The organism is Marinobacter changyiensis (assembly GCF_009193265.1).
Taxonomy (GTDB): domain Bacteria; phylum Pseudomonadota; class Gammaproteobacteria; order Pseudomonadales; family Oleiphilaceae; genus Marinobacter; species Marinobacter changyiensis.
This window is the reverse complement of sequence record NZ_VZZZ01000006.1, coordinates 127,234-147,890: the sequence shown is the minus strand read 5'-3', so window position 1 is coordinate 147,890 and position 20,657 is coordinate 127,234. Positions and strand designations below refer to the sequence as shown.

Below are 20,657 nucleotides of genomic sequence, written 5' to 3'. Positions count from 1 at the left end.
GACATCATGCAACAACGACGAGCAGCCATAGTCACTCCGGTACGTACCGGAGTGGGCGCGTTTGGCAAGGCATTGAGACCGGTATCGGTTGAAGATCTGATCGCCACGGTAGTCAAGGAAACCATCAGGCGCTCAGGGATTGATCCGGCCCTGATTGAGGATGTGGTGGTGGCACAGTCCTACGCCAACAGCGAAGTGCCCTGTGTCGGGCGTTGGGCCGCCTTGCAGGCCGGGTTGCCGGAACATGTGCCGGGTATGCAGCTGGACCGCCGCTGTGGCGGTGGCCTGCAGGCCGTTATCAATGCGGTGATGATGGTGGAGTCTGGCGCCTGTGATGTGGTTATCGCGGGTGGCGTCGAGAGCATGAGCAACATTGAGTACTACTCCACCGATATGCGCTGGGGCAAGAAGGCTGGCTCCTTTACCATGTATGACCGTCTGGACCGCGGACGGGAGCGCTCCCAGCCGGAGGACCGTTTCGGTTATATCTCCGGGATGATAGAAACGGCAGAAAATCTGGCCAAGAAGTACAGTATTTCCCGCGAGGAAGCCGATGCCTATGCAGCTCGCAGCCACCAACGGGCGGCGTCCGCCTGGAATGAAGGGCGCTTTGATGATGAAGTCGTCCAGCTCAACATACCCCAGCGCAAAGCGGACCCACTCCCATTCCTGCGGGACGAAGGCATCCGTCCCGAAACCACGATGGAATCACTCGCAAAACTGAACCCCCTTATCAAGGGCGGAACGGTTACTGCCGGCAATGCCAGTCAGCAAAGCGATGCGGCGGCGGCCTGCCTTATTGTGTCAGAGGACAAACTGGCGGAACTGAACCTTGATCCAATGGCTTTCATGGTGGGCTGGGCCTCGGTAGGTTGTCATCCCGGGATCATGGGTATTGGTCCGGTGCCGGCCGTCGAAAAGCTGTTCCGAAAGACCGGTCTGGGTTTCAATGATATGGGGTTGGTGGAGCTGAACGAAGCGTTTGCCTGTCAGGTGTTGTCGGTGTTGAAAGAGTGGGACTGGGACGATCATGACCGGCTCAACGTGAACGGGTCCGGCATCTCTCTGGGGCACCCAATCGGCGCGACCGGTGTCCGCATCATGACCAGCCTGCTCCATGAGATGAAAAGAAGAGAGTGTCGGTATGGGCTGGAAACCATGTGCGTCGGTGGCGGGCAGGGAGTCGCTGCGATCTTCGAGCGTGCCTGATAGGCAGAGGAAAATTATGGATAACTCATTGTATTTTGAGGACCTGAAAACAGGCGAAGCGTTTGAGAGTACCGGCAGAACCATAACAGAAACGGATATGACCATGTTCTCCATGCTGTCCGGCGACTGGAACCCGGTTCACTGTGATCAGGAATTTGCCAGTAAAACCCGCTACGGAGAGCGTCTTGTCCACGGTGCCTTCGGCATTGCCATCGCTACCGGCATGATGCATACCCTGGGCGTTTTCGAAAAGTCCGCGGTGGCGATGATGTCCATCAGCGAATGGAAATTCGTCAAACCCATTACGATCGGCATGACGCTTCGGCTGAAGCTGTCGATCCTTGATTTCGAAGAGGGCACCAGCAAACGTGTCGGACGGGTCAATCGGCGTTTGCAGTTGGTTAACCAGCACGACGAGGTAGTTCAGGATGGTATTTCCGACATGCTTATCCTGAAGCGAAGCGGAATCTCGGAGAGTTAGGTCGTAGTCCGAACAGAGCCCCTGAGCTGCGCCGCTAGTCGGCGCTCTCAGGCGCCTTCGCAAGGCTGGCTTGGGCGCGAATTTCCTCAACCAGCTCCTTGCCGCATTTCGGTAACGCATCCAGTTCTCTGACGATTAGGCTGCGTTCCCGTTCGGCCCAGCTTTCCTCAAGTTCGATAATCGAAATGTCCATGAACTCCGCGTAGCGGCGGGCGATAGACCCGGGCAGTATCCCGATCCCGACGCCACGGCTGACCATCCGGCAGGCCGACTCAAACCCGAAAACCTGTATCCTCATCTGCAGTTGTGAGTTGATTTCATTGGCCTGGCCCCGCAAAAAATTGAACAGGGTGCTGCCTTCCCGCAGGCCGATATGGGGGTAATTCAGGGTTTCCTGGAAGGTGATGCTTTTGCGCCCCGCCAGGAAATGATCGCTTGGGGTGACCACCACCAGCCGGTCAACGTTGAAGGGAATGATTTCCAGCTTTTTCGCCGTCACTGGTCCGGCGACGACACCAAGGTCGGTGGAGCCATCGATCACGCCCCTTACGATGTCATTGGTGAGGCGTTCCTGAAGGTCAACAGTGACGCCCGGGCGGGACACGAGAAATCGCGCCAGTACATCCGGCATGAAATCGCTCACGGCAGTGGTGTTGGCGAATATTCGGATATGGCCGGACTGACCTTCAGCGTATTGGGAGAACTCATCCTTGATGTAATCCACCTGACGCATGATGGCCCGGGCATGCACCAGCAGGTCGTGGCCTGCGGGTGTCAGCTCAACCCCCTGGCTGTCGCGGTAGAACAGGCGGCTGCCCAATTGGCCTTCCAGAGCCTTGATGCGCATGCTGGCGGCCGCGGTTGACAGGCTGGCTCTTCTGGCACCGCCGGTCAGGCTGTTAGCTTCAGCAACATGGATAAACAGGCGTAAATCAGGAATATCAAAATGCATAGTGGGATATCGGCAGCAAGCTAACTAAGGGATTGTCAGTCTAAACCACGGGGGTGTTCATGGAAACCAAACGCACCCTTGAGGAAAATCGAATTCACTCCGCGGTGATATACCGGCATTCTTACTAAAATTAAAAACCTAGAATACCTGTTGATAGAGGCAGTGTAATGGCACAAAGACCTGAGGACTGGATTGGCAAACAGGAATCCTGCGTAGATGCGCTTGACACCTCGCTCGCCAGCCGTATTGCCGCCATGCTGGCACGACCATTTCCGCGTGAGGGTGATGCTCTGGCCCCGCTTTGGCACTGGGCCTTTTTCCAGATACCCGTACCCCCTTCCGGCACCGGGCCGGATGGACATATAGCACCGGGTGAATTCTTGCCCAAGTCTGAGGGCAATACACGTATGTGGGCCGGTGGCCGGGTGGAGTTCTTTAAACCCCTGTTAACAGGCCAGCGCGCCGAGCGTCAGTCCCGCATCAAAGCGGTCACCGAAAAAACCGGCCGCTCCAGCAAATTGCTGTTTGTGACCGTCGAGCACCATTATCACCAGGATGGTGAGCTGTGTCTGAGTGAAGAGCAGGACATTGTTTACAAAGCGCCAGCCCCCCCGAAGCTGGCGCTGGATAAACCGGTGAACGATGCTCATTGGAGTGTCGCGATAACACCGTCGCCATTGCTCCTGTTCCGCTATTCAGCCGTAACGTTTAATGGTCATCGCATTCATTACGACCATCCTTATGCCACTAAGGTGGAAGGCTACCCGGACCTGGTGGTTCACGGCCCGTTGATTGCCACGCTGATGATGCAGGCTTTTATGGAGGCGAATCCGGGCCGCACACCGGTGCGGCTTTCCTACAGAGGATTAAGACCGTTGACGATGAACAAGCCTTTCAATGTGGAAGGCCGGCTCAGCGGTGACGGTAAAGCCATACTCTGGGCTGCCAACGAAGATGGCCCTGCCCACGAAGCAGAACTTCAATTCAAGGAGACCAGATAGATGACCAGCCCAGCCCTGGAGAAGTATGAGGACATCCGTGAAGGCGTCCGTGGTTTGTGTGCGGAGTTCGATGCCGCCTATTGGCGCGGTGTGGACGAGCGTAGAGCCTTCCCGGAAGAGTTCGTCGAGGCCATGACCCGTGCGGGCTGGCTGGCCGCGATGATTCCCGAGGAATATGGTGGCTCGGGTCTCGGCGTATCGGAAGCCTCGGTCATACTGGAAGAGGTCAATCTTGCGGGTGGTAACTCCGGAACTGTCCATGGCCAGATGTACAACATGTTTACCCTGCTGCGTCACGGCAGTGAGGAACAGAAGCAGAAGTACCTGCCAAAAATTGCCGCTGGTGAATTGCGTCTGCAATCCATGGCGGTCACCGAGCCTACGACGGGTACCGATACCACCAAGATCAAAACCACAGCCGTGCGCAAGGATGACAAGTACATCGTCAATGGCCAGAAAGTGTGGATTTCCCGTGTCCAGCACTCCGACCTGATGATCCTTCTGGCCCGCACCACGCCGCTGGCAGAGGTCAAACGCAAGGCGGAGGGCATGTCGATCTTTATTGTTGATCTGCACGATGCCATTGGTAACGGTCTGACCGTTCAGCCCATCGCCAACATGGTGAACCACGAAACCAACGAGCTGTTCTTCGATAACCTTGAGATTCCTGCCGAGAATCTGATCGGCGAGGAAGGCAAGGGTTTTCGCTATATCCTCGACGGCCTCAATGCCGAGCGTGCGCTGATTGCTGCCGAGTGTATTGGCGATGGTCGCTGGTTTATCGACAAGGCTCGAAAATACGCCTGTGATCGAGAAGTTTTTGGCCGCCCGATTGGCAAGAACCAGGGCATCCAGTTTCCCATCGCGAAGGCGCACATCAACGTCGAAGCAGCTGATCTGATGCGCTGGCGTGCTTGTGAGGAATACGACAACAGTCGCAACGCCGGTGCCAGCGCCAACATGGCCAAGTACCTGGCGGCGGAAGCCTCCTGGGAGGCTGCTAACGTCTGCCTGCAGACCCACGGTGGCTTCGGGTTTGCCAACGAATACGACGTCGAGCGCAAGTTCCGTGAAACCCGGCTGTATCAGGTGGCCCCGATTTCCACCAACCTGATTCTGTCCTATGTGGCGGAGCATTTGCTGGAACTGCCACGCTCGTTTTGAGCCATGCACAAAACAAGAAAAGGCGAGGAACTTTTGTGACCCACAGCAACAACAGGCCGCTGCCTCTGGAGGGCATAATGGTTGTCGCACTGGAGCAGGCGGTGGCAGCTCCGTTGTGCACCCGGCACCTGGCAGAACAGGGCGCCCGGGTGATCAAGATCGAGCGGCCCGGGCAGGGTGATTTTGCGCGCCAGTATGATGAACGGGTGAACGGTCTGTCGTCGCATTTTGTCTGGGTCAACCGCTCCAAGGAAAGCTTGTGCCTTGATCTGAAGACGGCAGAGGGGATGGAAATATTGCATCAGTTGCTGGCGGAGGCGGATGTTCTGGTGCAGAACCTGGCGCCGGGAGCAACGACCCGGATGGGGCTGTCATACGCAGACCTGCATCCGCGTTATCCGCGACTGACGGTCTGTGATATCTCCGGTTATGGCCAGGGTGGCCCCTATGAGAACAAGAAGGCCTATGACCTGATGATCCAGAGTGAAAGCGGTTTTCTTTCTGTCACGGGTACCCCTGAACCTGAGGGCATGGCGAAGGCGGGTTGTTCCGTGGCAGACATTGCAGCAGGTACCTCTGCCCAAGCCAGTATCTTGTCTGCGTTGCTACTGCGTGGACGAACCGGGGAGGGCAGCCAGATTGATATTTCCATGCTGGAAGCCCTGGTTGAATGGATGGGATACCCCCTGTACTACAGCTATAACGGCGCGCCTGCTCCGGTGCGGGCGGGTTCCTCCCATGCCACGATTTATCCATATGGGCCGTTTCCCGTTGGTGACGGTAACACCGTGATGCTGGGCCTTCAGCACGATAGGGAGTGGCGGGGGTTCTGTGAGCTGGTGATGAAGTCGCCCGAGTTGGCGGATGACCCGCGGTTTGCGACCAACCCCAGACGCTCCGCCAACCGGGTCAAGCTCAACGGGCTGATAAGCGATGTGTTTTCACGGCTTGCCCTGGCGGATGTGACCAGCCGCCTCGATGCCGCCGGGATTGCGAACGCTGCCGTTAATGACATGCGCCAGGTCTGGCAGCACCCGCAGTTGAGTGCGCGTGACCGCTGGTTTGACGTGATGACGCCAGCTGGCAAAGTGCCAGCGTTGAAGGCGCCCGGGCTCTGGTTTGCGGAAGCGGCATCGGCAGTACCTGCGGTGGGAGAACACACGCGGCCGATACTGCAGAGCCTGGGTTACAGCGATGAGCAAATTGAACAGTTTGAGCGTGTTGGTGTGGTGTGACCAGCAACAGAATGTCGACAGCAGGTATCTGACAATGACCAACGATAATCTGAAAACGATGTTATTTGTGCCGGCTTCGAGGCCGGAACGGATTGCAAAAGCCCTGGCTAGTGGTGCTGGCGCAGTCATTGTGGATCTGGAAGACGCGGTGCCTGTAAGTGCCAAGGAAAGCGGACGACAAGCGCTGGAGGATTTTCTCAATCAGCATGATGGCCCCGGTATTTATGTGCGCATTAACGCCCGTGACACCGCATTTTTTGATGAAGATCTGGCGCTATGCAGCCGTCAGGACAAGGTCATCGGCATCATGCTGCCGAAAGCGGAGTCGGCGGAAGACATCACCATCGTCGCGAGTGCCGGTAAGCCCGTGCTTCCCCTGATAGAGACGGCCAGGGGCCTGGTAGCAATCCACGCCATTGCCGCCTCGTCCGCGGTTAACCGTTTGAGTTACGGAGCGCTTGATCTCAGTGATGATCTGGGCATTGAGGGCAACACCGTTGGCGCCGAAACCATCCTGGACCAATGCCGGTATCAGATTCTGGTGAGCTCACGGGCGGCCGGGCTTCTACCACCCATCGATACGGTGTTTCCGGTCTTTGATGATTATGAGGCGGTGCTCGCCCGCGCGCGGCGGGCACGGAATATGGGCTTCTCCGGCATGTTGTGCATCCACCCCAAACAGCTTGGCCCTGTGCAGGCCGGCTTTGCGCCCGACGCTGAGCAGGTGCAATGGGCCGAAAAAATTCTGGCGGCGGCGGAATCCGGCGAAGGCGCTTTCAAAGTCGATGGGCAGATGGTGGATGCTCCGGTGATCGCGATGGCAAAAACCATCCTTGAGCGTGCTCAGGGTCACTATCAAAAAGCCAGGTCAGTAACAGGAGTACAGGCATGAGTTCCGCAAGCAAACAATACTGGCCCAAAGGGCTGCCGCAGACGCTTGACCTACCCAAAACCAGCCTATATTACAACCTGGAGGTGGCTGCGACACGCTACCCGGACAAGCCTGCCATCGTGTTTTACGGCTTCACCCTCAGCTACGCTGAATTTTTGCAGCAAGTGGAGGCTATGGCGGGCTACCTGCAGCAGGTCTGTGAAGTTAAACCCGGTGACCGGGTGGCCCTGTACTCCCAGAACTGCCCCCAGTACATGGTGGGGTACTACGCCATCCTCCGTGCCCAGGCCGTGGTAGTACCGATCAATCCGATGAACCTGGAGGATGAGCTGCGTTACTGTGTTGTGGACAGCGGGGCGAGGGCATTACTCGTCGCCCAGGAACTCTTCGAGTACGCCAACCCGTTGCTGCAATCCGGGGAGATTGAACATCTCATTGTGCATGCCTATTCGGATTATCTGCCCGCGACCCTGGAGATGCAGGTGCCCTCTGCGGTGAGTGCGCCCAGGCTAGGGCTGAGTACTACGAGTGTCACCCTCTGGCAGGATGCACTGGCGCAGGAACTGACGCCGGCACGCTTTAATGGCAAACACAATGACCTGTGCGTGATTGCGTATACCTCCGGTACCACCGGCCACCCGAAAGGCTGTGTCCATTCCCACGGCACCGTTATGGCCTCGGTCGCCGCCTCCGCCGTGTGGCGCGGGGGGTCACCCGCGTTTTCGTCCCTTGCAATCGCACCATTGTTTCACTTTCTGGGCATGCAAGGCGGTATGAATGGGCCGATATTCAACGGCTCAACGGTGGTTATCATGCAGCGCTGGGACCGTGAGGCCGCCCTGCTGCTGATTGAGCGTTACCGGGTGAACATGTGGAGTGCGCCGCCGTCGATGATTGTCGATTTCTTCTCCAATCCGGCCCTTGGTGATCACGATATTTCCAGCCTGCTCCGCTTGATGGGCGGCGGCGCCGCCATGCCCGAGGCGATCTCACGCAAGCTCAAGGACGAGTTCGGGATCGCCTACAACGAGGCCTACGGGCTGACCGAAACCGCCGCCTTTATCCTGGGCAACCCCGTGGAACGGGGCAAACGACAGTGCCTGGGCATCGCCAGTTTTGGCGTCGATGCGCGGGTGGTGGATCCGGCCACACTGGAAGACCTGCCAGAAGGCGAAACCGGCGAATTTATCCTCCACGGTCCGCAGGTGATGCTCGAGTACTGGAACAATCCCGACGCCAACACCAAGACATTCCTGGAACGGGATGGCAAACGTTTCCTCAGAACCGGCGATCTCGGCTACGTGGATGAGGAAGGCTATTTTTTCATGGTCGACCGCCTGAAACGCATGATCAATGCCTCGGGCTTCAAGGTCTGGCCTGCCGAGGTGGAAAGCATCATGTACGGGCATCCAGACATCCAGGAAGCCTGCGTGATTGGCGTGCCGGATGAGAAGCGGGGAGAAACGGCCCATGCGCTGGTGGTGTTAAAAGCGGGCGCCAGCAGCGCCCTTCATGGCGACGATATCCTTACCTGGTGTAAGCAGCACATGGCAGCCTACAAGGTGCCGACCGCGGTGGAACTCGTGGACGAGTTGCCGAAGTCCGCGTCCGGCAAAATCATGTGGCTGCAATTGCAGAAACAGGCCCGGGAACATTTTACAGGGTAGTGAACTTTGACCGCCCTGATGTGATGGCTGGACGATACGCATGAAATACACCAGCTGTCACCGCGGGCTTCCCGACTATTTCTCCCTGTTCCCCACTCCCTCCTTGTGCAGCTCCCCCACACTAACCTCCGGATCCGGTTTGTCGGTCTTTTGTTTGGTCTATTTGGTTATTGATTGATCATCTGAATTTATATAAGGTGAACGCATTAATAATAAGTAAATGAGGCGAGAGATGTTTGGTCAATCACTTGTGGGCGCTACCGTCCTTCAGGGGGCTCATCCGGAAGAGGTGTCTTCGTTCGTTAACCAGCATATCGGGCAGCATCGCCTGGAAATGCTCGGAGAGCAGAAACGGAAGTCCAGTCTCAGCTTCAGGGAGTTTGCCGGGTTTGGTTTGTCAAAACTCAGCTACGGCAATCATGTCCGGGTAAAGAGCCCCGAGCTGGAGTCCATCTACCATTTACAGGTTGTCACCCGGGGTGAGTGTGTCTGGCATCAGGCGGGCGAACCCATGAAAGTGAGCCGTGGTCAGGCCGTGATGGTGAATCCCTATGAGAAAATTGACCTGGAATATTCGGAAGAATGCGAAAAGCTGATCATCAAGGTGCCGGAGCATGTACTTAATAACGCCCGCGAGCTGGCCCATGGCCGGTTGCCGGAGGACGGCATTCGTTTCACCCGGGCGCCGGTGGAGCTCCGGTTGTGTCCGGCACTGATCAATATCATGGAGGCCGTACTCTCCGAGCTTGATGATGCAGAAGACGATGATATAAATCCGGTTTGCGCTCCCTATCGGGAAATCATCCTCAAGAAATTGCTGAAAGTGTTTCCCAGCAACTGGTCATGTCAGCAAAAGGGGCCGGCCTGTACGCCCTCGCTGGGTAAAATGCTTCGGTACATTGAACAGAATGTTCAGCGCACTATTGATATCGAGGAGCTTTCCACGGTCTCCAATATGAGCGTAAGGTCCATTTACAATGCCTTCGCCAGAGCTTTCGCGACCACACCCAAGTGTTATATCAAGCAGTTGAAGCTTCAGAAACTGCGGGAGGATCTTCTGCAGGGAAAGTGCCGGAGCGTTACCGAGGTTGCGCTGGACTATGGCTTTAGTCATCTGGGCCGGTTTTCGTCGGACTATCGCAAGACCTTCGGGGAACTGCCTTCTGAAACCCTGCGAATGGCCGGTTAATCCCGGCCATTGCTTTCTCTTTGTTGTCCGCAAATCTGCCTTGTTACCCGATCAGTGCATTCCCTGACCTGCTCGAACAGGAATGAGCCTTCGCTGATATCGGTATCCCGCTCCAGTCCCAGTAAGGTAATGACAGTGACGATGCTCCCATTGATGTCGAATACGGGTCTGCTCAGGACATTGATCTCTGGCAGGTAATCGCTGAAAAAGGCGCAGTAGTTATCCCGTTTAATGGCATCCAGGTGCGGTTGCAACTCTTCCCGGGTAACCGGTTTGCCCCGGTATTTGGGCAGTGTTCGCGAGTTTTTGTAGTATTGGTCCACCAGCGTCTTCCTTCGTTCCGCTGGCAGGTGGGCCAGGTATATTCTTCCGGAAGCGGAGTTCAGGGGCGATAATTCGGCGCCCAAACGAACGTTAACCGAGATCGGCTGGCTTGAATCCAGCCACTTGATAATCAGTGGTCCGGTTCCGTTCCAGACCGTGACGGACACCGTTTTATCGGTTTTCTCATTAAGTCGGTCGACGGCTTCGTAGCTGAGCTGAATAGGATTGATGCGCCGGAGCGCGGAAATACCCAGGGTCAGGCTGGAGTTGCCCAGGGTGTACTGAGTCTGATTGACCTGATTGATGAACCCTTCCCGCAACAGGCTGACCAGATATTTGTGGGCACGGCTGGGGGAGAGGTCCAGAGCCCCGGACAGTTCCTTGAGGGTTGGTGGTTTGGGTGCTGCCGAAATGTAGTTGAGGATATGCAATCCGATCTCTAGCGAGCCGATTCCCTGCCGCTTCGGGCTTTCTTCTGCCATGGAGGTCGCCGTTATAAGGTTGCTGATGGTGCCGTTGGCTACGGGGTAACAGGGGCCATCGGCGTCGGTGGACACTGTATCCGTTTGACGCAAGGTTACCAGTTCCGGGTGCTCAAATATCCGGTTAATGAACATCCCTATCCGTTTTTTGTACATTTAAACACTGAGTGCGGTTTCGACTTTTTCGAGATTCTGGTCCAGCTCTTCGGAGCTGCCGTCGAAGAGAACTTTGCCTTTCACAATAACCACATGGCGGTCACAGAGTTTCTTCAGGGCCTTGATGTTCTTGTCCACGATCAGGGTCGAAATGCCCGATTCTCGGATGCTCGCAATGACATTCCAGATGTCCTTGCGGATAAGTGGCGCCAGGCCTTCTGTGGCTTCATCCAGGATCATCAGGCGTGGATTGGTCACCAGGGCACGACCGATCGCCAGCATCTGCTGTTCACCGCCAGAGAGCTCAGTGCCGAGATTGGACAGCCGTTCCTGCAGGCGTGGAAAGGTCGCCATAACCCGGTCAAACTCCCAGCCGGATTTGCCGTTGCTGTCGGGTCGTGCCGCCATCTGCAGGTGTTCCTTCACCGTCAGGTTGTGGAACATGCCCCGGCCTTCGGGAACATACGCGATATCGCGGCGCATGCGCTTCCAGGTTGGCAGCTTGCTGATGTCCTCGCCGTCGAAATAGACATGGCCACTGCGTGGCGGAACAATGCCCAGGATGGATTTCAGCGTGGTGGTTTTTCCCATCCCGTTACGGCCCATCAGGCTCATGGACTCACCCTTTTCAAGCCGGAACGACAAATCGTGGAGGATATGGCTGCGGCCATACAGGGTGTTGAGGTTCTTCACTTCCAGAAGACTGGTGTTCATGCGGCTTCCTCGTCGTCATCCTTGCCAAGATAAGCCTCTTTTACCCGAGGCTCATTGCGAACTTCATCCACGGTCCCGGTGATCAGGTGGGTGCCGTTATCCAGTACCGTGAGCTGGTCGGACAGCTCGAAAATGGCGTCCATATCGTGCTCGACCAGCACAATAGAGTAAGTCTTCTTGAGCTCGTTCAGCAGTTCAATGATGCGCAGGGACTCTTCATGGCCCATGCCGGCCATGGGCTCATCCAGCAGCAGGATGCAGGGGTCGGTTGCCAGCACCATGGCCAGTTCGAGCTGCCGCTGTTCACCGTAGGAAATCTCCGCCGCGATGGTGTTCATCCGGTCGGCCAGGCCCACCTGGTGAAGCGCTTTTTCCGCGGCGTCCCTGACCGGCTTGTTGGCATGGCGTGATGCAAACAGGTTGAAGCTGCCGGCAAAGCGCCGCTGGGTTGCCACCGCGCAGTTTTCAAGGCAGGTGACATCCGTGTAGATATTGGTTTTCTGGAAGCTGCGCCCGATACCACGGCGCACGAACTTCCAGGGTTTCATGCCCTCGATCCGTTCGCCCTGGTGCAAAATGCAGCCACTGGTGGGCTTCAGCGTGCCACAGAGCATGTTTAGCAAGGTGCTCTTGCCAGCCCCGTTGGGGCCGACCACCCCGTGCAGTTGCCGGTCGTGGAACTGCAGCGAAATATCGTCGAGCGCCTTGATGCCACCCCAGTGCTTGCTGAGGGATTCGGTTTCCAGAAGGATGTTGTTGGCCATCATCATTTCTCCAGCAGCTTTTCAAGATAACCGGCCAGGCCCTTGCGCAGCAGCAGGACCATCAGGATGATGGCGCCACCCATAAACAGCATCCAGTCTTCGCTCATGTGCTCGAACAAATACTGCAGACCTTCGTAGGTGATCGTGCCGAGAATGGCACCGTAGATCGTGCCCAGGCCACCGAGGATCGACATCACCAGCGCGGTACCGGACATTTCCCAGGTCATGAATTGCGGGTTCACGTAGCCGTATTGCAGGGCAAACAACAAACCTGCATAGGCCGCCAGGGTGCTGCCAATGATGTAACTGATCAGGCGGAAAGCGAAGATGTTGTAGCCCAGTGCCTCGGTGCGCTCCGGGTTCAGGCGGCTGGCTTCGATAATACGGCCGAAACGCGAACGCAGGATGATCTTTATGACCAGCAGGGTAATCAGCACGGCCAGCAACGCCAGGTAGTAGAAGTGCGTCGGGTTGTCCAGGTTCAGGAAGCTTAGCCCGAAGATGCTGGTTTCCGGCTTCATGAAAATGAACAAGCCATCGCCACCCCCGAACGCCAGCGAGTCAAAGAAGAAGTAGTAGGCCATCTGTGAAATCGCCAGGGTGATCATGATGAAGTAAATGCCAGAGGTGCGGAGCACCACTGCGCCGATCACCAGCGCGATCAGGGCGCTGATCCCCATGACATAGACCGCGTAGATCCAGAAGTTGACCGCTTCATACTCGGGAGTAATGATAACGAACAGGTAGCCGCCCAGTCCGTAGAAGAGTGCGTGTCCCAGTGTTACCAGGCCAACACGTCCCACCAGGAAATCCAGCGACATCACGAAGACGGCCAGGATCAGAATAGTGGTGATTTTCCCCACGAAGAAGGAATTGTCTTCCAGGAAAAGGGGAATACAGAGGGCAATCAGGAAGAAGATCGCCAGGAAAATGCGTTCAGTGCGCTTTTCAAAAATCATGTTCGGCTCCGCTTACTTGGCGAACAGGCCCTGGGGTTTCACCAGCAGCACCAGGATCATAAAGATGTAGATAATCATGTTGGACATGGTGGGCATCAGTACCGCCGCAAAGGTGCTGACAATCCCGACCAGCAGGGCACCCACGAAGGCACCCTTGATCGAGCCCATGCCACCGATGACCACCACCACGAAACAGGTAATCAGCACACTTTCCCCCATGCCCGGAACAATGGAGCGCATGGGCGCGGCGATAATGCCGGAAATGGCGGCCAGCATTACACCAATGGCGAACACGATGGTGTAGAGGCTTTTGATATTGACGCCCAGGGCTTCCACCATTTCCCGATTGGATTCACCAGCGCGGATCAGCATGCCCAGGCGGGTTTTGCTCACCACAAAATACAGCGCCGCGGCAATGGCAATACAGATCAGGGCCGCGAAGATGCGATACACCGGGTAACTGGAGTTGTCTGTAAATGGCACAGAACCGCTCAGCGCCTCTGGAACCGCGACACCGTAGGGATCGTTGCCCCAGAGTATGCTTTGCAGGGAATTGAATACGAAGATCATGCCGATGGTCAGCAGCACCTGATCCAGGTGGTTGCGGTTATAGAGCCGCTGTATCAACACCCGCTCTATGAGTATGCCCAGTCCAAGAGCGACTACGGCCGAGAGAATGGCGGCTGCGGTAAAGCTGCCGGTGATGGCAACGAAGTACCACGCCAGATACGCACCCACCATATACATGGAACCGTGGGCCAGGTTGAGAATGCCCATGACGCCAAATACCAGAGTCAGGCCGGAGGCGATCAGAAACAGCAGCAACCCATACTGGAGACCATTTATAAGTTGCACAAAAAAAAGTTCGGTAGACATAGTGGTACCCAACGGTTTTACGGATAAGTCAGTTCAGAGGCAGGTAGGCAGCTTCGGGGGCGCCCCCGGCGGTTGCCGGGAGCTAACGGAACCGGTGCTCAGAGCTTGCAGCCGCGAGCCGGATCTTCAAGCGCTTCAGCAGCCACGCTCTGCACCATGTTCACGCCATCTTTCACTTCCCGCAGATAGATGTTCTGGATCGGGTTGTGAGCCTTGGAGAAGGTGAATTCCCCCCTTGGGCTGTCGATGGTCAGTTTCTCCATGGTGCTGATCACGGCCTGTTTGTCCGAAATATCACCCTTGAGCTGGTTGATGGTGCTGGCAATAGCCTGTCCGGCGTCGTATCCCTGGACGGCATAGATATCCGGGTAGTGACCGTATTCGGTATTGAAGGCTTCACGGAATTCCCGGTTCTTGGGAACATCAAGCTCTTCGGCGTAGTGCAAGCCAGTTACCACACCCTCGGCAGCCTCGCCCTGAGCCTGCAGCGTGCCCTCGGTGAGAAAGCCGGAACCCAGCAGCGGGATCTTGCCGCGCAGGCCCATGGCGTCGTAATCCTTCACAAACTTGATTGCACCGCCACCGGCGAAAAAGGTGAACACGGCGTCCGGATTCTGGTCTGCGATGTCACTGACGTGAGACTGGAAATTGGTCGACGGGAAGGGCAGCAACACTTCCTCGACAATCTCGCCGCCCCCGGCGGTAAACGACTCTTTGAAGGCATCCAGACTCTCGCGACCCATGCCATAGTTCCAGCTGATGGCATAAACCTTTTTATAGCCCTTCTCCAATGCCACCTTGCCCATGGGGTAAGAAGGCTGCCAGGACGAGAACGACGTGCGGAATATATTGGGAGAACACAGGGGGCCGGTTGCCGCAGCGGAACCTGCGTTCGGGACAATCATGATGGTGTCCTTGCCGCGCAGCATCTTGATCATGCCCATGGCAACACCGGAATGAACCGGGCCGACTACGAAGTCTGCTTCGTGCTGATTGAGCATCGAGGAGGCCAGCTCCGGCGCACGGGACGGTTTGGCTTCGGTGTCCAGCTCGATGAATTCCACCGGAGAGCCGTGCAGCTCGGAGGCATTTTCCTTCAATGCCAGCTTCAGGCCATCGCGACCGGCTTCACCGAGTTGTGCGTAAATGCCGCTGAAAGGCAGCATGATGCCAATTTTTACCGGGTCACCGGCGGCCGCCAGGGCGGAGGTAGAGAGCCCGGCGGTAAGGGTGGTTGCCAGTACAGCACTGGCAAGAATCTTGATCCTGCTCATTTCAACACCTCAGATTGTTGTTGTGGGTTCTGTCATTAGAGGCCTGAAGGCACTTTGGAAATATCCGTTTTCTGCACAGGGGTGTCCGGTGATTGCAGATGAATTATCCTGGTGTTTAAATTCAGATGGTTGGGAGATAAAAAAACCAAAAGGCTGTGAAAGCCCTTTGAGCGGATAAAAATCGTCCCGGAGACCCTGATCCGCCAAGCGCAGGTCGTTTTACCTCCCCCACGCTCTGTACCGTTATTCAAACTGATCCCAGTACGGGGGATCGCCAAAATAACCTCCCATAAAGTCGATAAAACTACGGACCTTACTCGCCAATAACTGCCGGTGTGCGTAAACCGCATACAGTGCCATGGGCTCTGCTTCATGGTCTGGCAGAACGACTTGCAGCTTTCCCTGCTGGATGGCAGAGCCAGAAATAAACGTAGGCTGCAGGGCGATACCTGCACCGGCTATGGCCGCTGCCACGAGCACATCACCGTTGTTGCTGACCATCTCCCTGTTTTTGTCACGGTCCGTGTTTTGCAGCCATCGGTACACTGTATGGCTGGCGTCCAACTCCATGTAGCTATAGCGCAGGTAACGATGGTCCCTGAGATCTTCCGGTCGTTCGGGTGTGCCGTGTTGTTTCAGATAGTCTGGTGAGGCGCACAGTACCAGTCTTACCGGCGCAATCCGTTTGGCAATGAGTGACGAGCTTTTCAGATGGCCGATCCTCAGGGCTATATCGAACCCCTCCTCCACAATGTCGACTTTGCGGTCGTTCAGTTGCAGATCGATCCCCACGGCGGGATGGACTTTCTGAAATTCGCTCAGCAGTGGCGCCATGTGATGAATGGCAAAGGATACCGGAGCACTGATTCTCAAAACGCCCCGGGCCTGGCCTTGCAGGTCACCTAACTGGTTCTCCATGTTGTCGATATCGTTAAGTACCTGCTGGGCAAGGTGCTGATAGCGAGTGCCTGCCTCCGTCAGATGGATTTTGCGAGTGGTGCGGTTGAGCAAACGGACGCCAAGATGTTGTTCAAGTTGGGAAACGTACTTGCTGACCAACTGTGGAGACATTTCCAGCCGGTCTGCAGCGCGGGTAAAGCTGCCTTCGTTCACCACAGTGACGAAGGCGTGCATGGCATCGATCCGGTCCATGGGACTGTCCTTTTGGCCGCGGGCTTTTCAAATTATCAACGTGGTGTTGGTAATTAAGCAACGCTAGCCATCTTAGTCCTTATAAAAAGTGATAGTACAGTGAACACATGATCTGAAGCGGGGCTTCAGGAAACATCAACCGAGAAAGGTTCAAGGTGATCATTATGAACTCAAAATTTGCACAGACGTTGTTCAACTCCGGCGGCGGTTATGCGGCGCTTATTCTACGGGTACCGGTCGGGCTGATCCTGGCAGCCCACGGTGCACAGAAACTCTTTGGCTGGTTCGGTGGCTATGGTTTGGAAGGGACCGGGCAGTGGCTGGCCAGCATCGGCCTGGAGCCGGGCTACCTGATGGCTCTGCTGGCCGGCGGTGCCGAATTCTTTGGCGGTCTGGCGCTGGTACTGGGCCTGCTGACACGACCGGCCGCCCTGGTTGCGGCCTTTGCAATGCTGGTGGCCATATTCTCCGTTCATATCGGTAACGGTCTGTTCATGGCCAACAACGGTTACGAGTATGCCCTGACCCTGTTTGTGGTCTCGCTGGCCCTCGCTGTACAGGGCGCTGGACGGTTTGCAGTGGACAACGTAGTGCTTGGTCGACTTGGTGGCGCCGGGAACCAGCAGCGCGCTAACGCGTAAATGTCTTTGGAATGAACGCATCCGTCTATTAGCGTTGACACTGGCGCTCCCGATGAGTGGGAGCGCCTCTTTAGCAGGAGAATGGATCATGTTGGTCAACGGTGAGTGGAAAGATAACTGGCAGCCGGTACAGGCGAAAGATGACGAGGGGCGCTTTATCCGCCAGACCTCGTCGTTTCGGAACTGGATTACGCCGGATGGCGCCCCTGGCCCGACCGGGTCTGGGGGATTCAAGGCGGAGACCGGGCGTTACCATCTCTATGTTGCGTATATCTGTCCCTGGGCCTCGCGGGCGCTGATGGCTCGCGAACTGAAAGGGTTGCAGGACGTCATCGGTGTCACGGTTGTCAATCCGCGGCTGACCGATCAGGGCTGGCAATTCGGAGGTTACCCGGGTGCCGATGAGGATGTGCTCAATGGTGCGCGCTACATGTATGAGCTGTACACCCAGGCTGATCCGGCGGTCTCCGGGCGTGCCACCGTACCGGTACTGTGGGACAAGCAGACCGGAACCATTGTCAACAATGAGTCCGCCGATATTCTCCGGATGCTCAATAGTGCTTTTTCAGGGATAGTGAATCAGGGCCCGGATCTTTACCCGGAGGACTTTGCCGCCGATATTGATGCCCTGAACGCCTACCTTTACACGGATCTGAACAACGGCGTGTATCAGGCTGGGTTCGCCTCCAGCCAGGAAGCCTATGAAGAGGCCTATGGCAAGGTGTTTGCCGCATTGGACGAAATGGAGACCCGGTTGGCGGACGGACGTACCTACCTGTTTGGTGACCGACTGACGGAAACCGACGTGCGCCTGTTCGTCACCCTGGTGCGTTTTGATGCCGCTTACCATGGGCTGTTCAAATGTAACCGTAATACCCTGCAGGCCATGCCGAGCCTACACACTTACATGCAACGGATTCTGGCGCTGGAGGGTATTGCAAACACTGTGAGCCTGGACCATATCAAGGCGGGCTATTACTCCATCAAGGCCTTGAACCCTACCGGGATTGTGCCGGCTGGGCCTTCCAGTAATCCGGACCCGCTAGGAGATTGACCATGGCGCATATGCCCACCCTTTTCATATCCCATGGCTCGCCGATGCTGGCGATTCAGGAGAGCCCTGCCCATCGGTTTTTGTTGGGGCTGGGAAAGGCCTTGCCAAAGCCGACAGCGATCCTGGTGGCGTCTGCCCATTGGGAATCTGTGGGCGGGCCAGCACTGTCCCTGACGCCCGATCCTGAAACAATTCATGATTTCGGTGGGTTTCCACGCGCCTTATCTGAGATTCAGTATGGCGCGCCAGGTGCACCCGAAACAGCTGCTCGTGCCACGGATTTTCTGCAACGGGAAGGCCTCACTGTCAAGACCAACGCCACCCGCGGGTTGGATCATGGCGCATGGGTGCCCTTGAGCCTGATGTACCCACAGGCTGACATTCCGGTTGCACAAATTTCTGTGGTGCGAGGCGCGACGCCAGAGGAACATTTGAGGATTGGGCGAGCATTAAGCCAACTTCGTGAGGACGGCGTGCTGGTGATGGGTTCCGGATCGCTTACGCACAATCTGTACGAACTCCGTGGTCACGACATCAATGCCCCCGTGCCGCCCTGGGTGACCGACTTCGCCACGTGGATGAACGAGCGACTGGAACGGAATGACTCGGAATCACTGGTCAATTTCTACGAAAACGCACCCTTCGCCAAACGCAACCATCCCTCCGGGGAGCATATATCCCCGCTGTTCGTGGCCATGGGTGCGGCGGGTGAAGCTCCAACGATCAAGCACTTGCACGGCAGTTATGAATATGGGGTGCTGGCTATGGATATTTACGGGTTCGAATAAAATGCATGGCGTCGTTTGCGATAATTTGTCACGGACAGGAGATCAACTCCTTTACAACGGGGGATGGTGACAAGCTTTCCTATTGGGAGACAGGCAAAGGGGAACCGCTGATCTCAAGGATTTTTTAGAACGCTTGGCATCTGGCAACTGCTTTAGGGATACTGTCTGCATCAAAGGGCTGGTGAGTACAGGATAATTTAAATAGCAATTTTTGGTTACAGGCGATGGTGAAATATAAGGTCTGGCGATTGACGAAAACGGTTTACCCCACTTGACCCCGGTATGTCCGGGAGCGCCTGGTTCCACTGGAAATGCGCCCCCGAGCAAAAAGCGAGCAATTGGTCATTGCGAAGCAGATGATCCGCAACGCTGAAAATTCACTCTGATTCAGGAGTCCGGTATGCCTGGTCCGTTAACAGGAATTCGAGTGCTTGATTTGTCTCGCGTCATGGCTGGGCCCTGGTCCACCCAGATAATGGCTGATCTGGGCGCTGAAGTGATTAAAGTCGAGCGACCTCAGTTGGGGGACGACACTCGTCATTGGGGGCCGCCCTGGCTGAAAGACCGGGAAGGTAATCCAACCACTCAATCAGCGTACTACCTCTCGGCGAATCGCGGAAAATACTCGGTTACCGTGGATATCGGCACGCCTGAGGGACAGGCTCTGGTCCGTGAAATGGCGGTACAGTGCGATGTTCTGGTCGAAAATTTCAAGACCGGAGGGTTGGCGAAGAAAGGCCTGGGTTATGCGGATCTCTCTGCGTTAAATCCGGGGCTTGTCTATTGTTCGATAACCGGGTTTGGGCAAACCGGCCCCATGGCAGATAACGCGGGATACGACTATCTGATTCAGGCGCAGTCCGGGCTGATGAGCATTACCGGCGTGGCTGATGGACAGCCAGGTGCCGGGCCTCAGCGTGTCGGTTTGGCGGTCGCTGATTTGACCACAGGGATGAACGCGACCATCGCAATTCTCGCTGCAATTCATCACCGTTCGAAAACGGGTGAGGGTCAACATATCGATATGGCTTTGCTGGATGTTCAGGTTAGCTGGCTGGCTAATCAGGCACTGAATTACTTTTGCAGTGGCTCGGTTCCGAGCCGAACCGGTGAGTATCACCCGAATCTTGCCCCCTATCAGCCGTTTCCAACCAAGGACGGGGAGGTCATCATTGCTGTTGGCAATGATGCTCAATTCCAGCGGTTATGCGGGATTATGGGATGCAAGGAACTGTCAGAGGACCCCCGTTTCGTCACTAACCCGCAACGAGTTGGTCACCGGCAAGAGCTGGTCGGCAAACTGTGTGAATACACACGCATGAGAACCAGTCGGGAGTGGATGGACTGTCTGGCAACCGTGCACGTGCCCTGTGGTCCCATCCAGAACATTGCCGAAGTGTTTGAGGATCCACAGGTCAAGGCCCGGAACATGAAGCTTGAATTGGAGCATCCGCTTTTGGGTAAGGTCCCGGGAGTCGCAAATCCGATCAAGTTCTCGAAAACCAGGCAGGACTACGAAAAAGCACCGCCTCTGTTGGGTGAGGACACCGTCACCACTCTGCAGAGAGTGCTCGGCAAATCCACCGACGAAATCCGGGATTTACAGGCCCGAGGTGTCATTTGACTCCTCGATGGCTACCGGCACCATCTGAACAGTCTGCAGCTTTAAGGCATATCTACTTT

20 protein-coding genes are annotated in these 20,657 nt (G+C 56.2%); 12 read left to right on the top strand and 8 right to left on the bottom strand.

The genetic code is table 11. The features are described from left to right. Positions 1-6: 6 nt before the first annotated feature. Positions 7-1,209: an acetyl-CoA C-acetyltransferase gene (locus tag F6Y09_RS16475; RefSeq protein WP_152208041.1), complete on the top strand. Its 1,203-nt coding sequence runs from the start codon at positions 7-9 to the stop codon at positions 1,207-1,209. Positions 1,210-1,225: 16 nt separating this feature from the next. Next, positions 1,226-1,690, top strand: a complete 465-nt coding sequence (locus tag F6Y09_RS16470; RefSeq protein WP_152208040.1) for a MaoC/PaaZ C-terminal domain-containing protein — start codon at positions 1,226-1,228, stop codon at positions 1,688-1,690. A 34-nt stretch (positions 1,691-1,724) separates the two neighbouring features. Here the strand turns inward: F6Y09_RS16470 and F6Y09_RS16465 are convergent, their stop codons facing one another. Continuing rightward, a complete protein-coding gene (locus tag F6Y09_RS16465; protein ID WP_152208039.1) occupies positions 1,725-2,642 on the bottom strand; it encodes a LysR family transcriptional regulator in 918 nt (305 codons plus the stop codon). Between the two features lie 167 nt (positions 2,643-2,809). On the opposite strand from F6Y09_RS16465, the gene F6Y09_RS16460 reads away from it, so the two are divergent. From F6Y09_RS16460 to F6Y09_RS16435, 6 genes are all read left to right on the top strand, one after another. Beyond that, positions 2,810-3,643, top strand: coding sequence for an HTD2 family dehydratase (locus F6Y09_RS16460; protein WP_152208038.1), 834 nt, complete (start codon positions 2,810-2,812; stop codon positions 3,641-3,643). After that, positions 3,644-4,807, top strand: coding sequence for an acyl-CoA dehydrogenase family protein (locus tag F6Y09_RS16455; RefSeq protein WP_152208037.1), 1,164 nt, complete (start codon positions 3,644-3,646; stop codon positions 4,805-4,807). 77 nt (positions 4,808-4,884) lie between these two features. Then, positions 4,885-6,042 carry a CaiB/BaiF CoA transferase family protein gene (locus F6Y09_RS16450; RefSeq protein ID WP_152208297.1) on the top strand — a complete coding sequence of 386 codons (1,158 nt, stop codon included), beginning with the start codon at positions 4,885-4,887 and terminating at the stop codon, positions 6,040-6,042. Positions 6,043-6,076: 34 nt separating this feature from the next. After that, positions 6,077-6,934, top strand: a complete 858-nt coding sequence (locus F6Y09_RS16445; protein WP_152208296.1) for an HpcH/HpaI aldolase/citrate lyase family protein — start codon at positions 6,077-6,079, stop codon at positions 6,932-6,934. Then, on the top strand, positions 6,931-8,601 hold the full coding sequence (locus F6Y09_RS16440) for a long-chain fatty acid--CoA ligase (RefSeq protein WP_152208036.1): 1,671 nt from the start codon (positions 6,931-6,933) through the stop codon (positions 8,599-8,601). Before F6Y09_RS16445 ends, F6Y09_RS16440 begins: the two co-directional genes overlap by 4 nt. Positions 8,602-8,833: 232 nt before the next feature. Then, positions 8,834-9,790 carry an AraC family transcriptional regulator gene (locus F6Y09_RS16435; RefSeq protein WP_152208035.1) on the top strand — a complete coding sequence of 319 codons (957 nt, stop codon included), beginning with the start codon at positions 8,834-8,836 and terminating at the stop codon, positions 9,788-9,790. Here the strand turns inward: F6Y09_RS16435 and F6Y09_RS16430 are convergent. The 7 genes from F6Y09_RS16430 to F6Y09_RS16400 form a co-directional block, all read right to left on the bottom strand. Then, positions 9,787-10,752 (bottom strand): IclR family transcriptional regulator, encoded by a 966-nt coding sequence (locus tag F6Y09_RS16430; protein ID WP_246180571.1) that lies wholly within the window; start codon positions 10,750-10,752, stop codon positions 9,787-9,789. The genes F6Y09_RS16435 and F6Y09_RS16430 overlap by 4 nt on opposite strands. Beyond that, on the bottom strand, positions 10,753-11,466 hold the full coding sequence (locus F6Y09_RS16425) for an ABC transporter ATP-binding protein (protein ID WP_152208034.1): 714 nt from the start codon (positions 11,464-11,466) through the stop codon (positions 10,753-10,755). Further along, the gene (locus tag F6Y09_RS16420) at positions 11,463-12,230 is read right to left on the bottom strand and encodes an ABC transporter ATP-binding protein (RefSeq protein ID WP_152208033.1); all 768 of its coding nucleotides are present in this window, start codon (positions 12,228-12,230) and stop codon (positions 11,463-11,465) included. Before F6Y09_RS16420 ends, F6Y09_RS16425 begins: the two co-directional genes overlap by 4 nt. A 2-nt stretch (positions 12,231-12,232) precedes the next feature. Then, complete coding sequence (locus tag F6Y09_RS16415) at positions 12,233-13,189, bottom strand: branched-chain amino acid ABC transporter permease (RefSeq protein WP_152208032.1); 957 nt, start codon at positions 13,187-13,189, stop codon at positions 12,233-12,235. Between the two features lie 12 nt (positions 13,190-13,201). Next, on the bottom strand, positions 13,202-14,065 hold the full coding sequence (locus tag F6Y09_RS16410; RefSeq protein WP_152208031.1) for a branched-chain amino acid ABC transporter permease: 864 nt from the start codon (positions 14,063-14,065) through the stop codon (positions 13,202-13,204). Positions 14,066-14,163: 98 nt separating this feature from the next. Beyond that, positions 14,164-15,339 (bottom strand): ABC transporter substrate-binding protein, encoded by a 1,176-nt coding sequence (locus tag F6Y09_RS16405; RefSeq protein WP_152208030.1) that lies wholly within the window; start codon positions 15,337-15,339, stop codon positions 14,164-14,166. Between the two features lie 243 nt (positions 15,340-15,582). Next, positions 15,583-16,491 carry a LysR family transcriptional regulator gene (locus F6Y09_RS16400; RefSeq protein WP_152208029.1) on the bottom strand — a complete coding sequence of 303 codons (909 nt, stop codon included), beginning with the start codon at positions 16,489-16,491 and terminating at the stop codon, positions 15,583-15,585. Between the two features lie 164 nt (positions 16,492-16,655). Here F6Y09_RS16400 and F6Y09_RS16395 point away from each other — a divergent pair, with 164 nt between their 5' ends. The 4 genes from F6Y09_RS16395 to F6Y09_RS16380 all read left to right on the top strand — a co-directional run bounded on the left by F6Y09_RS16395 (position 16,656) and on the right by F6Y09_RS16380 (position 20,598). After that, positions 16,656-17,132 carry a DoxX family protein gene (locus F6Y09_RS16395; protein ID WP_152208028.1) on the top strand — a complete coding sequence of 159 codons (477 nt, stop codon included), beginning with the start codon at positions 16,656-16,658 and terminating at the stop codon, positions 17,130-17,132. A gap of 88 nt (positions 17,133-17,220) precedes the next feature. Next, complete coding sequence (locus F6Y09_RS16390) at positions 17,221-18,186, top strand: glutathione S-transferase family protein (RefSeq protein WP_152208027.1); 966 nt, start codon at positions 17,221-17,223, stop codon at positions 18,184-18,186. Positions 18,187-18,188: 2 nt separating this feature from the next. Then, the gene (locus F6Y09_RS16385) at positions 18,189-18,974 is read left to right on the top strand and encodes a dioxygenase family protein (protein WP_152208026.1); all 786 of its coding nucleotides are present in this window, start codon (positions 18,189-18,191) and stop codon (positions 18,972-18,974) included. Positions 18,975-19,374: 400 nt separating this feature from the next. Then, positions 19,375-20,598: a CaiB/BaiF CoA transferase family protein gene (locus tag F6Y09_RS16380; RefSeq protein WP_152208025.1), complete on the top strand. Its 1,224-nt coding sequence runs from the start codon at positions 19,375-19,377 to the stop codon at positions 20,596-20,598. Positions 20,599-20,657 lie beyond the last annotated feature (59 nt).

Excerpts from the sequence above, each read along its gene's own strand:
- F6Y09_RS16475 (WP_152208041.1), top strand. The coding sequence starts at position 7 with ATGCAACAACGACGAGCAGCCATAGTCACTCCGGTACGTACCGGAGTG.
- F6Y09_RS16470 (WP_152208040.1), top strand. The coding sequence starts at position 1,226 with ATGGATAACTCATTGTATTTTGAGGACCTGAAAACAGGCGAAGCGTTT.
- F6Y09_RS16465 (WP_152208039.1), bottom strand. The coding sequence starts at position 2,642 with ATGCATTTTGATATTCCTGATTTACGCCTGTTTATCCATGTTGCTGAA.
- F6Y09_RS16460 (WP_152208038.1), top strand. The coding sequence starts at position 2,810 with ATGGCACAAAGACCTGAGGACTGGATTGGCAAACAGGAATCCTGCGTA.
- F6Y09_RS16455 (WP_152208037.1), top strand. The coding sequence starts at position 3,644 with ATGACCAGCCCAGCCCTGGAGAAGTATGAGGACATCCGTGAAGGCGTC.
- F6Y09_RS16450 (WP_152208297.1), top strand. The coding sequence starts at position 4,885 with ATGGTTGTCGCACTGGAGCAGGCGGTGGCAGCTCCGTTGTGCACCCGG.
- F6Y09_RS16445 (WP_152208296.1), top strand. The coding sequence starts at position 6,077 with ATGACCAACGATAATCTGAAAACGATGTTATTTGTGCCGGCTTCGAGG.
- F6Y09_RS16440 (WP_152208036.1), top strand. The coding sequence starts at position 6,931 with ATGAGTTCCGCAAGCAAACAATACTGGCCCAAAGGGCTGCCGCAGACG.
- F6Y09_RS16435 (WP_152208035.1), top strand. The coding sequence starts at position 8,834 with ATGTTTGGTCAATCACTTGTGGGCGCTACCGTCCTTCAGGGGGCTCAT.
- F6Y09_RS16430 (WP_246180571.1), bottom strand. The coding sequence starts at position 10,752 with ATGTACAAAAAACGGATAGGGATGTTCATTAACCGGATATTTGAGCAC.
- F6Y09_RS16425 (WP_152208034.1), bottom strand. The coding sequence starts at position 11,466 with ATGAACACCAGTCTTCTGGAAGTGAAGAACCTCAACACCCTGTATGGC.
- F6Y09_RS16420 (WP_152208033.1), bottom strand. The coding sequence starts at position 12,230 with ATGGCCAACAACATCCTTCTGGAAACCGAATCCCTCAGCAAGCACTGG.
- F6Y09_RS16415 (WP_152208032.1), bottom strand. The coding sequence starts at position 13,189 with ATGATTTTTGAAAAGCGCACTGAACGCATTTTCCTGGCGATCTTCTTC.
- F6Y09_RS16410 (WP_152208031.1), bottom strand. The coding sequence starts at position 14,065 with ATGTCTACCGAACTTTTTTTTGTGCAACTTATAAATGGTCTCCAGTAT.
- F6Y09_RS16405 (WP_152208030.1), bottom strand. The coding sequence starts at position 15,339 with ATGAGCAGGATCAAGATTCTTGCCAGTGCTGTACTGGCAACCACCCTT.
- F6Y09_RS16400 (WP_152208029.1), bottom strand. The coding sequence starts at position 16,491 with ATGGACCGGATCGATGCCATGCACGCCTTCGTCACTGTGGTGAACGAA.
- F6Y09_RS16395 (WP_152208028.1), top strand. The coding sequence starts at position 16,656 with ATGAACTCAAAATTTGCACAGACGTTGTTCAACTCCGGCGGCGGTTAT.
- F6Y09_RS16390 (WP_152208027.1), top strand. The coding sequence starts at position 17,221 with ATGTTGGTCAACGGTGAGTGGAAAGATAACTGGCAGCCGGTACAGGCG.
- F6Y09_RS16385 (WP_152208026.1), top strand. The coding sequence starts at position 18,189 with ATGGCGCATATGCCCACCCTTTTCATATCCCATGGCTCGCCGATGCTG.
- F6Y09_RS16380 (WP_152208025.1), top strand. The coding sequence starts at position 19,375 with ATGCCTGGTCCGTTAACAGGAATTCGAGTGCTTGATTTGTCTCGCGTC.